Origin of the sequence: Croceimicrobium hydrocarbonivorans (assembly GCF_014524565.1) — a bacterium.
Taxonomy (GTDB): domain Bacteria; phylum Bacteroidota; class Bacteroidia; order Flavobacteriales; family Schleiferiaceae; genus Croceimicrobium; species Croceimicrobium hydrocarbonivorans.
Genome location: NZ_CP060139.1, coordinates 2,354,230 through 2,367,932, shown reverse-complemented (window position 1 = coordinate 2,367,932; position 13,703 = coordinate 2,354,230). Strand labels below are relative to the sequence as shown.

Here is a 13,703-nt window from a genome sequence, read left to right as displayed (position 1 = left end):
TTAGGATTTAATGTGAGATGAATATGGGAGTAGATTTAGTGAAAGCGCTAGAGCGTGAACGAAGAAGAGAAGAACAAAAAAATCCGGATGAAACCCTGGCTGCTTTTAAGCGCCTATTAGCTGAGGACGATGCTCTGGAAACTGAGATTCTGGAGAATTTAAAGGCTTTGGGAAATAGCAAGCTCAATTCCGATTTAGACTTTAGTCAATTAGACCCCGATCGTATTTACAGCCTTGAGCAGATTAAAAGTCTGTGTACGCGCTATCGCCTACGATTTTTAGACGCTGCCTATTTCAAAGGCGAAATTCCCTACGAGGCCATCCAAAAAATCAAGGCCTTGCAAAAAGAGCAAAAGCAAAGTTTACAAGGCTTTAAGCTGATTGCTCCCGCCCCAATGTTTGAATTAAAGAACAAGGATAAAGACCCGCTTCTTATGCTGCCCATTTCGCAGAATCACTACTATTTGGTGCACAAATGGGGGAATGATCTTCATCCTCTAAGAGCTTTGCTAGTATTCCCTTTCCGCAGTTTTCAAAGCCTGCTATTAAGCGTGGCCTTATTGGCCGCCTTCATTGTATCGCTATTCCCGGATTCGGTGGTGATGGGGCCCCTTGATGAACACAGTTGGAACATCCGCATCATCTTTTTCTTCTATCTGTTTTTAGCCTTTAGCGCTTTTAGTGCCTTGTATGGCTTCAGCCGGATGAAGAATTTCAATTCTGAATTGTGGAATAGCCGCTATATGGATTAAGACTCTAATCCTGCTGCCCGAAAGGCCTGGCGCATATGGCGCTCATTGTGATAAAACACCACGCGTAAGGTATCGCCCAAGCGTAATTTGATCATACTGGAGATGCTAATACCCGTTTTGGTCTTTTGCCAATCCCGATCTTTCAGGTCCGCTACCAAAATGGCCCAAGCCTTTAATTGCGTTTCAAATTGCTCCAATACTTCCATGCGGGTATCGGATAAGGAAGGGTTCATATTCTTAAAGGTATTCATGGTTTTAAAACCTTCCTTCGGCCACATGCTGGCGGCAAAATACTCTCCCAGCCATGAGCTCTTAAATCGATCGGCTTTCGACTTTGCTGCAGATTGTCCGACCCGCTTCACTTCCGGTAAATAGAAATCTCCATAACGACATAAATGCTCCATGCACTCCAAGGCCGACCATTTATCAGGAGCGGGCTGCTGCTTTAATTCAGTATTGGACAAGGCCTGTAAGAGGGCCAATTCCTTTTGATGCTTAGTAATAAGATCTTGTAATTCCTGGTATAAACTGCTTTGACTTCCTTTCATCTTTAGAATTTTAGCAAAGTTGCCAAAGCCCGGCTCCCCCAATCTTGAGCGAAATCAAGAATTCAATAATCGGGATAAAGTCTCAGGACTCATCCGTAAATAACTAGCGATGTATTTATGAGGTACCTCCTGAAACAAGCGAGGGCTCCGCTCTAAAACTCTTTGTAAACGCTGTCGAGGATCGGCAATCATTAAGTCCTGCTCTCGTTCCAACATATCATAAATCAATTGGTACAATCCTTCCATCCAAAGGTCACGTAATTCCGGATGTTGTTTCAATCGACTTTCGAATGCTTCTTTTGAGCAGGACACCAGAGTAGTTTTACGTAAGGCTTGAACCGAAAAACGGCTAGGTCCCCCTTTGATATAGGAATCTAAAACGGAGATAAGATCGCCTTCATAACCAAAACGCACCCCATAATCCTGTTCCTCTTCTACAGTGAAAATTCGCAATAAGCCTTCCTTTACCCAATAGATATTCTGATCCTTTCGTGGTGGTTCACAGAGATAGTCTCCCCGCTTTAATATGAGCGGCGGCGACCAGTTTATTGTTTCTTTTAAGAGGCTAAAGAGATCCACGTTTATTTGAAAAGTGGAATTTAGGCAATCTTATTCTTCCTTCTGGAAAATCTCCAAACAGCGATCAAGACTTAAGGCGTCTTCAATAGAATAGGGACCGATTGCCTCTCGGTGCAAAGCCGTTAAATGCGCACCATTATTAAGAGCTGCACCAAAATCGTGGGCCAGAGATCGAATATAAGTTCCCTTGCTGCACTTCACTTCGAAGTCCACTTCCGGAAAAGATTTGGCATCCACCTTAAAATCGTGGATCATCACTTGGCGTGACTTTAATTCGGGTTTCTCTCCTTCGCGAGCCATTTCATAGGCCTTTTTGCCACCTTGTTTAATGGCGGAGAAAATGGGAGGCACTTGATCAATCAGACCTTTGAATTTATCCGCAGCGCTTTGAATGTCTACCTCACTAATCCCATCTGTAGACCATTGCTGATCAACTTCTGTTTCCAGATCGTAGCTGGGAGTAGTAGCGCCAATTTTGAAAGTTCCGGTATAGACTTTATCCATTCCCATCAAATCATTGATGGTCTTAGTTTTCCGACCCACCGCAATTAATAGTAAGCCAGTCGCTAATGGATCGAGGGTACCGGCATGACCTACCTTTAACTTCTTAAAGCCATAAGCCTTACGAAGGGCATAACGTAGTTTGTTCACCACGTCGAAAGAGGTCCAATTCAGAGGTTTATCAATCAGTAATAACTGACCTTCCTCAATTTCAGTTTTGCTATAAATCAAAAAGCGATGAAGCTAAAGATGATCGCCAAGATACCTACTAAGAAACAGTAGAGGGCAAAGTAGTTTAGGTTGGCGCGCTTAACGATATCAATCATCCAATTACAAGCCCACCATCCGGTAACAAAGGCTGCTCCAAAACCCAGGAAAATGGGCACTGGGATACCTTCTTCCAAGCTTAAGCCACCGTCCATAATATCCTTAGCCATTTTTCCTACAATCAGAGGTACTACCATTAAAAAGGAAAAACGAGCCGCACGCTCACGACTTACCCCTAATAATAAGGCGGTTGATATGGTTGCACCGCTACGGCTAATACCTGGTAAGATGGCAATCGCTTGGGCAAGACCAATCATTAATCCCTTACCACTGGTTACGTAGCCGTCGCCAGCCTTAGTGTTATTTGCAAAAAGTAAGAGTACCCCGGTTATGAGTAACATAAAACCAACCAGCATCACTTGCCCCCCGAAAAGGGCTTCAATTTGTTCATCCAATAAAACACCTACCAGAGCGGCTGGAATCATGGAGATGACAATATTAAGGCTAAAACGAAACTCGTCGTTCTTCTTAAATTGGAAAAGGCCTCTAAATATGATTCCCACTTCTTTGCGGAAAACCAGAATGGTTGCCAAGGCAGTTGCAAAGTGCACCACCACGGTAAACAACAAACTCTCTTCCGGCACTGAGGTATCCCCAAAAATGGCCTTCGCCAATTCGAGGTGACCACTACTACTTACCGGTAAAAACTCAGTCAAGCCCTGAATAATCCCCAGGACAATGGCTTCCAGTTTACCCATTTTTCTCGCTAGGTGTCATAATTGCGTAAATCTCTAAAGCCAGACCAGCTAAGAGAATAAGAGGGGCCCAGGTTAATCTGCGACTATTGAAAATCTCCGGGTTAAAAACATTGGGATCTTCACTACCGCCGCCGGCCATTAAAAGGTATCCAATACCTATCAGCAGAACTCCCGCTCCCATTAAGAGATAATTCTTTTTTCCGAATACAAAAGTTTGTTCTTGCATGTCTCTAAAAGTATAATTGATCGGTCTTTAGCTTCAGGTATTTCCTGAGTGCAAAGAAAGTACAAGTAAACGATATTAAAAGTCCGGCGCCAAAAATTGCGATCGCAATTAAGCTCAAGCCCAATGGCGCTTGAAACTCGGATAAGCCCGGAATGTAAATTTGAAGATAGTAAAGGCACAAGGCCAAGAGTCCTAGGGCAATAAGAGCACCAATAGCTCCATGCACTAAACTCATCATTAAGAAGGGTTTGCGAATGAAGTTTCGGGTGGCCCCTACCAATTGCATGGTCTTTATCAGGAAGCGCTTGGAGTAAATTGCCAAACGAATGCTAGAGTTTATCAAGGCTATTGCGATTAAACTTAATAGAACCGCTCCTGCGAGAAGGGCATAACCCAACATTTTTAGGTTCTCATTCATTTTCTCAATCAACAAACGATCGTAAACCACCTCACTCACAAAATCGAGTACTTCAAACTCTTTGCTTAAAGCGGCCAATCGCTCTACTTCCAATTCTTCAGCCTTCAACTTTAATTCTATGCCATCCCGCAATGGATTGTAGCCTAAAAAGTCCACAAAGTCTTCATCCAAAATTTGCATGAGTTCCTCCGCAGCGTCGTCTTTCGAAATAATTCGGGCTGACTTAGTATAAGGAGCTACTTGCAAAGTGGTGAAGAATTGGTTCACCTCCGCTTTAGAAGCGTCTTCGCTAAGTAAAATGGTCAGACTAAAATCTTCCTTCACGGAGCGACTGATTTCCTGGGTATTCATAATAAGAACCCCAAAAAGGCCCAGTACAAAAAGTACCAGTGAAATGCTGATCACTACCGAAAAGTATGAAGAGCGCAAACGGCGCTTAGTAAATCGGTCTTCCCGTTTTGTCATTCGTAGAGTGCTGTTCTGACTGCTGGCGAAAGTAGCCAAAATCAATAAATGCGGAACCTAAGATAAAGTTAACCCTTCATCGAAGAAAGTCGACCCTTTAAATAATTTTCTACTCAGGCTCCTCTGTTAACAAATAAGTTAGCTCGTGAATAAATCAATTTCCGCAACTTGTAATTTCGTTTCATCGGATTACAAGCGTAAAGCATTAAAAATCTAGGCATTGAAGTACCTGGGACGAAAAATAGTCTTCTTCCTTATCATCCTGATTCCCTTTTGGAGTTTTTTGGTTTGGTTCTTTTACCCTAAAACCGAGCTTCCGGGCTTGATTTTAGACAAAACTGTATTGGAGTCTTCTGGCGTGGAGCACCGCTCCTTTAACTGGATTACCACCAATAGGAAGTTTGTAAAACCAGATGGTTCCCAATATGAAATCAGTGAGGACTACTATGGTTTCTTCCCAGTGAACCGACCGGAATATGTAGTTAAGGATCTAACGGTTTTTAACAATGCTGATTTGGATAGTATGGCGCGCGACATGGAGTACGTCTACTATACCGATGCCTATGGCGTTTATACCAATGAGTGGGTTTACGGACGGGATATCAACGAACGTTCGCGCTTGGTATATGGAGGATTATCGGAACAGAGTTATAAGCTCTTCGAAAAAATGTTCCGCAATCGGAAGCTTACGCTGACGGAATTCAACAACCTGGCCTCTCCTACTCCGCTGCAATTGCGCTTTAAAATGCAGCGCTTATTGGAACTGGATTTCACTGGCTGGACCGGTCGATATTACCATTCGCTCGACACTCTTCTTAACCCGGATATCCCCGGCTGGATGCGACGCCTGCATCGGTATTATTATAAAAAACCCTTTGACTATCCCGATATTCCGGGAATGGTATTCGTGCATGAAACGGAGCGCATCTTTGTTTTACAAATGGATAAAGATGTAGAGCATGAACTCCCCATCATTAACACCGGTGAATACCTTATTGATCAGTATAATTTACCCGAGTTCATCCGCTATCCTTATTGGTTTGATGTCTGTTTTGCCAAGGATACCAATGATGTATTCTCTACCTATAAAATACATACTACCGAAAGAGGCGATTCGATTATGGCCTCCCATCACCTTCCCAATGAATTTCCGGCGATCATTGGCGACCATCAAGAACATTTACGCTGGTATTTCTGCGGAGACTGGGCCGATTCACCTACCCCATTTGGACTGAGCTATTTTAAAGGAGTTCAGTTTATGCGGAAGTTCTTCTATAATAACCGTGATGACCTCGATCGAAAAAAGTTCTTCTGGGAATATTATGAACCTTTGGTATCCGGACTTTTCAATGACTATATCGATGTAATGGATTCTTTGGAAGGCCCTAGGCCTCTTCCGCCCGTCCATCGAAATTATATCCCTTATTACCGTCGCTACAATATCCCGTTACCGGATGTGGACCTGATCGCCAGCGGCCGAGTTTACAATCCTAATGAAGTATTGGGTTCCGAGTATAAGGAACGTGCCTACCGAGATTCAGTACTACAAGCGGAACGTGAGGAAGCCTCCAGAACCGGCTATTATATTGGCCAATATGGCGATACCGTTTTCCTTACTGATAAAGAAATGATGGAACTGGAGGAGCAAACGCGTTATGAGAACTCCATGCAGTCCCGCCGCGACTCTATTAAGCGTCGCCGTTTGGATTCCGTTCGAGGAGTTGGAGAATTTGCTGACCCTTATCGTTTGATTAAGATCGACTCCACCTATTTACGAGGAGGTCGTATCCCAGTTAATATCCCACTCACAAAGGCCGAAATGAAGCGCCGAGCTCAAATGAAAGCTGCCGCTGAAAAAGCCGCCCAAAATCGAGCCGAAGCGATTGTAGACAGTATGCTGGATTCTGAATCTGGTGCATCGGATACCGAATTTGAAGAGGAGGATCCGGCACCACAAAACGAAGAGCTTAGCGCAGGGTTTAACAGCACTAATAACAGACCTAAAAGCACCCGTCCTATTCTTGATAAACGCTACAAACTAGGAGGTCGTTTACCCTCTAATTTCAAAGCCAAAGACTTTAAAGCTCCAGAGGAAATCGATGCTATGGTTTATCAAGGCGAAAGTCCAGAACCCAAGGAAGAACTGCCTGCTGATAATTTAAGTCAAGAAAATCCCAATACCACCGAAAGCCAGCCCGAAGAAACTGAAGCCCCCGCTCAGGAAGCTATTAGTGAAAATAGTGGTCCGCGTTGGCATGTTATCATTGCCAGCTTCCCGGATAAGGCTATGGCTGAAGAATTCGTTCGAAGGAAAAAGAAATCCATGGAGCTTCTCTATGTAGCAGCCAATGATACTTATCGGGTTTCCTACGCTAATTTTGAAGATCGCCGCAGTGCTAACAAGGAGGTGATTAATTTAATGACCAGCTATCCTGATGCCTGGGTTTTAAAAGTTGACTAAGCCCTAAAAAATACGGCAATTGCCGTATTGCCGAGCCCTTTTCATTCGGGGACATTTGATTTAAAATCAAACTCCGATGAAAAATATTACAGCAGCTATCTTATTGATTTTCTTGCTCTCCAATGGCTTGAAAGCCCAAAATGTGCAATACGAAATCACCTATGATAATCCCGACTTTCGGCCATTCTGGAACCTCAACCTCTCCTACTTTGATGTAGATGTCCCGGTACTCAATTTGGACGCCATAAACTTCAATGCCGGTATTTGGGGGAATGTAGAACCTGTAGAAGGTATTGGTATTGATTATCGCTACCGTCGCAGCTACCTCACCATGGCCCAAATCGGCTATAAAAGTCCTCCTTCTTTTAGCAATTTCGAATTAGGAGGCTACTTCCGCTTTGCTGGCTATACCAAAGTAAAAGCCACTCCCGTGATCCTGGATATCGAATGGGATGCCGACGGCAATGACTTTAATGATGAAAGAGTCTTCGCGATGAAATCCATCAGTATTCAAGCTAAAAATCGTCGCGACTATATGCTTCGAGCCGGCTACTATCACCTCTCGAGTCCCATTTCTGTAGATGATGTTACCGATGATAATGGCACCGATATCTTCGCAGATGGACTCGGCAAAGCTTCCATCAATGGGCTTTATGCCGGTTTAAGCACGCGAACCATTCGCAATGTCTTTATCAAGACCGATAATTTTGGCGAGCAATTTACCTCCATGGGTCGCTTGCTCTATTTGGACGCCATTTTTGCCGGAACCAGCATCAGCGACCCTTATGAGAATCCCACTCTTCCCTTTGATGAAGATGCCGCTAAAGATGCCATTGGCTCCCTGCCCCTTGGATTTCGAATCGGCTTAAGTACCTTCCAGGTAGAAAAGAAAGACCGAACCGGTAAAAAATTCGGTATGTCTACCAATTATGAAGCAGGTTACCGCCCCTATATCGGTTGGTACATTAGCGGTGGCTTGGGCATCACCCTGGTGAAATGGAATAAGTAATGCGCTTATTCAGCCTCTGCCTTTTTGCAGGCCTATTTCATCTCCCTTTAAAAGCTCAGCTCAGCGCCTTCCAGTATTTGGGAGAAGACTACTATGCAGATGAACTTTATCTGGGTCTTGCCATTCGCCATGTTGATCTGGAATTCCCCAATGCCCTACCGCCAGAAAAACACCGGGTGAATGCCTGGACAGGCGACTTCCTCCTCTACCGCACCAATCTGGAAGCAGGCGGCATGCGCTATCTTTTCCGCAATAAGATTTTGGGAGAAATATTCTATGGCTTCGGAGAAGACTTTACCGATATCGCTCGGGCGGAAGGCAGTACTTTTAGTCATTTTCTGATTGGTGCTCATGACTTCAATTGGAACCTCTGGGTTCGGGATCGATGGGCTTTGGCCATGGGTTTCAATCTTACGGATTTAGCCTTGGGTAGCACTTTCATTGTGAAAGACTCCCTGGGATATGAGCATCCTTTTACTCCGGCTCCTCATGGATGGTATGTAGGCCTGGGCCCGGCTTTAATGGCCGATTATCTAATCTCTGATTTCTTCCTTTTGGAACTACAGGCTGATTACACCTTTCACCTCAAAAACCTAGTGCCACTTAGTTATGGCGAAAAGGCCTCTGATATCGAAATGCCTCATCAGTATTTCCTTTCGGCCCATTTGCTTACAAGCTGGGGCCTGTATACCGGAGTTGAAGCCTCCTTCCTCAACGATCGCAGTGCCTATAATGGTGATGCCCAAAAACTGGAATGGCTTTTCGGCTTTCGCCTGATGCTCTAATTAATAAGGCTCCTGACTCTGGCGATCTTCTCCAAGATTTCGGAGCAGAGAGTTAATGAAACTCAAAACAAGAGAAAATAAGAGGGCCCACCAAAAATTGGCTACGTGGAAGCTGCTTAACATGGAGTCGGCCAACATTATAACCAAAGCATTAATCACAAATAGGAAAAGTCCAAAAGTGAAGAGTGTAGCCGGCAAAGTAAAAATCACCAACAGGGGTTTTATAAACACATTGAGAAGGCCCAGCACAATTGCCACCCCAATGGCACTGGTAAATCCATCCAGTCGAACGGCATCACCTAAAATCCAGGCAGTAAAAAATACGCTTAGGGTATTAACCAATAGTCTTAATAGAATACTTCTCATAGCTAAAACTTAACTTGCGATTCCAAATTTAAGTGAAAGATGAGAATGAGATCATTCCTGCTAGGACTTCCTGTTCTGGCCTTAATTTCTTGCCAAAACGCTCCAACCAAAGAAAAAGAAAGCATGATGCTTAGTGAAGAAGCCATGAAAACCGGGCAGGATCCGCATTCCTATGCCCAGGCTGATGCCAAAGTAAAGCACCTGAATTGGATTGCTGATGTAAACTTCGAAAAGAAGGAAATCAGTGCCGTGGCCAATTGGGATATCGAGGTACAAGCCGGTGCTCAAAACATTTTCTTCGACATCTACGATTTGCAAATCGACTCCATTAAAGTGGATGGCGATTTGGTAAATTTTGCTTTAAGTCCATTCGATCATCACTTAGGTCAGGGATTGCGTATTCCCATCGGCGAAAGCTCTAAAAAAGTAAGTATCTATTACCGTACTGGTGATGATGCTCGCGCTCTGCAATGGTTAGATCCCGCTCAAACTGCCGATAAAAATCACCCCTTCCTCTTTACCCAAAGTCAGGCGATATTAGCCCGCTCCTGGGTACCTACTCAAGACAGCCCCGGTATTCGTTTTACCTATGATGCCAAGGTGAGCGTACCTAAAGATATGATTGCCCTTATGAGTGCTTCCAACCCTATGGAACGCTTGGATGATGGTGTTTATAAATTCCAAATGCCCCAAGCCATCCCATCTTATTTATTGGCAATGGCTGTGGGTAATGTGCGTTTCGAAGCAATTAGTGATCGCACTGGAGTTTATGCTGAGCCCTCGCTTTTAGATACCTCAGCCTACGAATTTGCCGATCTTGAAAAAATGGTTCAGGCCGCCGAAGGTCTGTATGGTCCTTATGCCTGGGGACGCTATGACCTGATCGTTTTACCTCCCTCTTTCCCCTTTGGCGGGATGGAGAACCCACGCTTAACCTTTGCCACCCCTACCATCCTGGCGGGCGACCGTTCTTTGGTGAGCTTAGTAGCACATGAGTTGGCGCATAGCTGGAGTGGCAACCTGGTAACTAATGCCACCTGGGATGATTTCTGGTTAAACGAAGGTTTTACCGTGTACTTCGAGCACCGTATTATGGAAGCGGTTTATGGCCATGAATACTCCGAAATGTTAGCTAGTCTTACTCGTGCAGGCCTACAAGAAGCTGCCGTCGAAATGCTGAAAGAAGTACCTAATGACACCAAATTAAAATTGGATTTGGAAGGGCGTAATCCGGATGATGGCGTTACCAGCATTCCTTATGACAAAGGTTATTTCTTCCTGCGCTTAATTGAAGAAAGAGTGGGTCGTGAGCGTTTTGACGAGTTCTTGAAAAACTACTTCCAAGGTCACAAATTTGAAGTGATGACTACCGAAGAGTTTATCACTTACTTAAAGGAGAACCTTTTAAGCGAAGAGGAATATGCGGCTATTAAAGGAGATACCTGGATTTACGAAACTGGTATTCCAGATAATTTACCCGAAGTACAAAGCGATCGCTTCCAAAAAGTAGATGCTGCTCTAAACACATTCTTAAGCAGTGGAGATCTGCCTGCCAGCACTATTACTGATGCCTGGACCACCCATGAGTGGTTGCACCTTATTAATAGCTTGCCAGACAGTACCAGCTTAGAGCAATTAGCACAATTGGACGAAGCCTATGGTTTAAGTGCCAGCGGAAATAGTGAAATCTCCGCCGCTTGGTTCCAACCTACCATTGCTGCCGGATACGAAGCAGTATATCCTAAGGTGGAAAGCTTCTTAACTTCAGTGGGTCGTCGTAAATTCTTAACCCCTACCTATAAGGCCTTATTAAGTGCTGGTCAGGATAAGATGGCGAAAGACATTTACACTAAAGCCCGTCCTAATTACCACGCGGTAAGCCGCGAAACGATGGACGCGTTATTGGACTGGAAAGAATAATAGCTAAAGAATTTCAGCAAAGCCCGTTTCGTTTTATACATGACGGGCTTTTTTATTGGAATAAGATCAAGGCTTAAGATGGTCTTTATACTAAAGACAGAAAAGCTCAGTTTGCTTACAAAATCTAATTATGTCGAAACTCAATCGTTATAATCAAAAACTCTTGGCCATAATTGGCACCATTGTACTCATTATCGGTGCTGGCAGTATTCTCCTGGGTTTAGGAATTTGGCTTGTGGATGAGTTTTTCGACTCTCCGCAGCGCCAGGAAACTGGAGTTTTAATTCAAGATCCGGAGAATCCCAATGCCGATCCTGAGGCCCCTACTGTAAAACAAAGCTTGAGTTTTTACGATCCGGTACGATTAGATACCATAGGATCCTACTACCTGATAGCCGTGGGACAAAAAAATCAAGAACCCCGTGATGGTCGGGAGAATTATAAGTTTGGCTCTGGTGAGTTGCTGAATTCTTTCAAAGGTTATTTCCAATATCAAATCGGGCTTCACAACAATTTTGTGATCTACAATCATCAAGATGAAAGTCGTAGAAAGGTTTTCGATCAATTAGTAGCAGTAAGCCAATGGGCCTATTACCGCAATGACAGCAATAAGGTTTTACTCTTCAAAGCCAGCACGGAGGATAATAATCATGATGCCGTTCTGGATGATCTGGATCATCAAAAACTATTTGTATACAGTATTCAAAATCAAAAACTAAAGGAATTTAAAATTGCCCATCATCAGGCAATTGATTTTAAACCCATGGAAGGAAGCCCCTTAATTGCGATCGAAACACGCCTGGATTTAAATGAGAATGACATTTACAAATATGAAGAACCGATTGAGTTCTATGCTTTAAACCTGCAAACCATGGCCTTGACGCCCTTAGTATCAACAGAGCTTAAAACAGAGATGCAAAGGATTTTGGATCAGGACAAAACGGGTCGGCCTTAAATAGGGAGCAAAAAAAACCGCCTGGTTCTAACCAGGCGGCCTCCGATAAGCAGAAAATACTATTCTGCAACCAAATCAAGCGTTTGGGCGGTAGTAGTAAGCCCTTGTAAATCTGATAATAAGAAGGTGAGTTTACCGCTGCATTTCTTGCGCTCAGTTACGTTCACCGAAATAAACTCATCGGCCAACTCAATGTCCTCGTAAGAAAGGGTGAGTTTGCCATTGTTAACTGTGGCCTGCATGGTTCCGGTCGTTTCGTAACCACTTACGGAATACACACCAAACCAACGTTTATCATTCACCTTGGGATAAATCACAAATTCATCCGCCTTAATAGCTCCTGGAGCATTGGCACCACTTTGCCAGTTCAGGGTTTTAGAAGCAGTTGGAATTTCAGTAAGATGCAATAACATGTATTGCTTGCGGTCCAATACATCATCCTTATAAATGAAAATGTCGAAATAGGTTTTATTGGTATTCACATCAGTGGCGACATAAGCACTGTACTTGTTTAAGCTGGTGCTATCAGTGCCTACTGAAATCATGTTATTGGTTAAGGCTGAAGGATTGCTGTTACCATTATTACCCGGATCATTCGTTGTAGAGTCATCATCCTTTTCACAGGCGATTAAACTTAATGCGAGCAATGGTAAGATTAGCAGACGTTTCATAAAAATGGGGGTTTAAATTGATTTAGGCCAAAACTAGATGCTGTGGCCAGCGCCATCAATAAGGCATTTGCCGCATTTGCTTAGCCGCCTGCGTAACAAGCCTTCAATCTTCTAAATATTGATCCCAATAAAACTGCATAAAATACTCCCGCCAGCTATCGAAAGTAAAACCTCTCCATAACATGCAAGGCTCTCCATCCTTGATTAAAAGCAATGCAGGACCAACATTCTGTTGAAACTTTTTTTGCACCATTTGATTCCGATCATAGAAATTTGGAAAGTCCTGATGATACAATTCAAGACTTGGCTGAAAGCGCCTATTAGTCGTGTCCCCCAAATAAACCGATAAAACCTTAAGCGCCTCCCCCTTGTGTCGATAGGCAAAAATTCTCAGACTTCGATCTTGCCGGATGCAGGCTGAACAACCCAAATGCCAATAGCTCAGAAAGTAGGTGGTATCGGGACTAAACTGGTAAGCTTCCTTAAAACCTTTTTGAAATGGATATAACTGAAGTTCATCAGACGAAGTATCCTCAATTTCTACACCATTAACCTCAGAGCGATAAACCCAAACCCCTAGCATGGAAATAGGTATTAATAAGTATAATAGGTAAAAGGTCCAAGGCTGTTTTTTCTGAAACGTAAAATAGGCTATTAAGAGGGGAAGAGTACTGTTAAAAAGGATAGTGGGAATATCAGATAAAGGCAAGGCCAAAGCCACGATAACCATCCACTGCCATAGTCGCTGTGGTAATTTACCCACTAAAAAACCCAAAGCCAGAGAGTCTAAAACAACGATAATATCATCGTATTGAAAGCTTAAGTTTCGAAGGACAAAAAAGACGAAAGCCCAAATAAGACCGATTGCAATTTTCTTAAAGTACCCCATGGCTCTTAAAAGCTACAATCCTTTAAAGAAACAGATTCCCCCTCCTCATTTTGGCAGGCAAACAATAAACATAGGGCCCCCAGAAAGATTGCGATGTTCTTCTTCATCACTTAAAATTTTAGAATTCATGAGT

The 13,703-nt window shown here is 43.5% G+C and carries 15 protein-coding genes; 6 read left to right on the top strand and 9 right to left on the bottom strand.

The genetic code is table 11. The annotated features are described in order from the left end of the window. Positions 1–17: 17 nt before the first annotated feature. Positions 18–752 (top strand): hypothetical protein, encoded by a 735-nt coding sequence (locus H4K34_RS10630; RefSeq protein ID WP_210757402.1) that lies wholly within the window; start codon positions 18–20, stop codon positions 750–752. Here H4K34_RS10630 and H4K34_RS10625 read toward each other — a convergent pair. Genes H4K34_RS10625 through H4K34_RS10600 form a run of 6 tightly spaced genes read right to left on the bottom strand, consistent with a single transcriptional unit; the run spans position 749 to position 4,514 of the window. Next, positions 749–1,300 carry a DinB family protein gene (locus tag H4K34_RS10625; protein WP_210757401.1) on the bottom strand — a complete coding sequence of 184 codons (552 nt, stop codon included), beginning with the start codon at positions 1,298–1,300 and terminating at the stop codon, positions 749–751. The two genes, H4K34_RS10630 and H4K34_RS10625, sit on opposite strands and share 4 nt — an antisense overlap. Before the next feature lie 54 nt (positions 1,301–1,354). Continuing rightward, entirely contained in the window at positions 1,355–1,879 is a 525-nt protein-coding gene (locus H4K34_RS10620) for a Crp/Fnr family transcriptional regulator (RefSeq protein WP_210757400.1), read from the bottom strand. Between the two features lie 30 nt (positions 1,880–1,909). Continuing rightward, positions 1,910–2,611 carry a tRNA pseudouridine(55) synthase TruB gene (truB, locus tag H4K34_RS10615; protein WP_210757399.1) on the bottom strand — a complete coding sequence of 234 codons (702 nt, stop codon included), beginning with the start codon at positions 2,609–2,611 and terminating at the stop codon, positions 1,910–1,912. Then, entirely contained in the window at positions 2,608–3,405 is a 798-nt protein-coding gene (locus H4K34_RS10610) for an undecaprenyl-diphosphate phosphatase (protein ID WP_210757398.1), read from the bottom strand. The genes truB and H4K34_RS10610 overlap by 4 nt, the downstream gene beginning before the upstream one ends. Continuing rightward, entirely contained in the window at positions 3,398–3,631 is a 234-nt protein-coding gene (locus H4K34_RS10605; protein ID WP_210757397.1) for a DUF3098 domain-containing protein, read from the bottom strand. Before H4K34_RS10605 ends, H4K34_RS10610 begins: the two co-directional genes overlap by 8 nt. A gap of 4 nt (positions 3,632–3,635) precedes the next feature. Further along, positions 3,636–4,514, bottom strand: a complete 879-nt coding sequence (locus tag H4K34_RS10600) for a cell division protein FtsX (RefSeq protein WP_210757396.1) — start codon at positions 4,512–4,514, stop codon at positions 3,636–3,638. A 220-nt stretch (positions 4,515–4,734) separates the two neighbouring features. Here H4K34_RS10600 and H4K34_RS10595 point away from each other — a divergent pair, with 220 nt between their 5' ends. The 3 genes from H4K34_RS10595 to H4K34_RS10585 all read left to right on the top strand — a co-directional run bounded on the left by H4K34_RS10595 (position 4,735) and on the right by H4K34_RS10585 (position 8,769). After that, on the top strand, positions 4,735–6,975 hold the full coding sequence (locus tag H4K34_RS10595) for an SPOR domain-containing protein (RefSeq protein WP_210757395.1): 2,241 nt from the start codon (positions 4,735–4,737) through the stop codon (positions 6,973–6,975). A gap of 76 nt (positions 6,976–7,051) precedes the next feature. Next, a complete protein-coding gene (locus H4K34_RS10590; protein WP_210757394.1) occupies positions 7,052–7,984 on the top strand; it encodes a hypothetical protein in 933 nt (310 codons plus the stop codon). Further along, positions 7,984–8,769 (top strand): hypothetical protein, encoded by a 786-nt coding sequence (locus tag H4K34_RS10585; RefSeq protein ID WP_210757393.1) that lies wholly within the window; start codon positions 7,984–7,986, stop codon positions 8,767–8,769. The genes H4K34_RS10590 and H4K34_RS10585 overlap by 1 nt, the downstream gene beginning before the upstream one ends. Here the strand turns inward: H4K34_RS10585 and H4K34_RS10580 are convergent, their stop codons facing one another. Continuing rightward, positions 8,770–9,135 carry a phage holin family protein gene (locus H4K34_RS10580; RefSeq protein ID WP_210757392.1) on the bottom strand — a complete coding sequence of 122 codons (366 nt, stop codon included), beginning with the start codon at positions 9,133–9,135 and terminating at the stop codon, positions 8,770–8,772. Between the two features lie 45 nt (positions 9,136–9,180). On the opposite strand from H4K34_RS10580, the gene H4K34_RS10575 reads away from it, so the two are divergent. Together H4K34_RS10575 and H4K34_RS10570 are read left to right on the top strand one after the other, a co-directional pair. Further along, complete coding sequence (locus H4K34_RS10575; RefSeq protein WP_246452095.1) at positions 9,181–11,055, top strand: M1 family metallopeptidase; 1,875 nt, start codon at positions 9,181–9,183, stop codon at positions 11,053–11,055. A gap of 130 nt (positions 11,056–11,185) precedes the next feature. Next, positions 11,186–12,010, top strand: coding sequence for a hypothetical protein (locus tag H4K34_RS10570; RefSeq protein ID WP_210757390.1), 825 nt, complete (start codon positions 11,186–11,188; stop codon positions 12,008–12,010). 59 nt (positions 12,011–12,069) lie between these two features. Here H4K34_RS10570 and H4K34_RS10565 read toward each other — a convergent pair whose 3' ends face one another. Continuing rightward, positions 12,070–12,681: a hypothetical protein gene (locus tag H4K34_RS10565; RefSeq protein WP_210757389.1), complete on the bottom strand. Its 612-nt coding sequence runs from the start codon at positions 12,679–12,681 to the stop codon at positions 12,070–12,072. A 103-nt stretch (positions 12,682–12,784) separates the two neighbouring features. Then, positions 12,785–13,570: a thioredoxin domain-containing protein gene (locus tag H4K34_RS10560; RefSeq protein WP_210757388.1), complete on the bottom strand. Its 786-nt coding sequence runs from the start codon at positions 13,568–13,570 to the stop codon at positions 12,785–12,787. Positions 13,571–13,703: the final 133 nt, after the last annotated feature.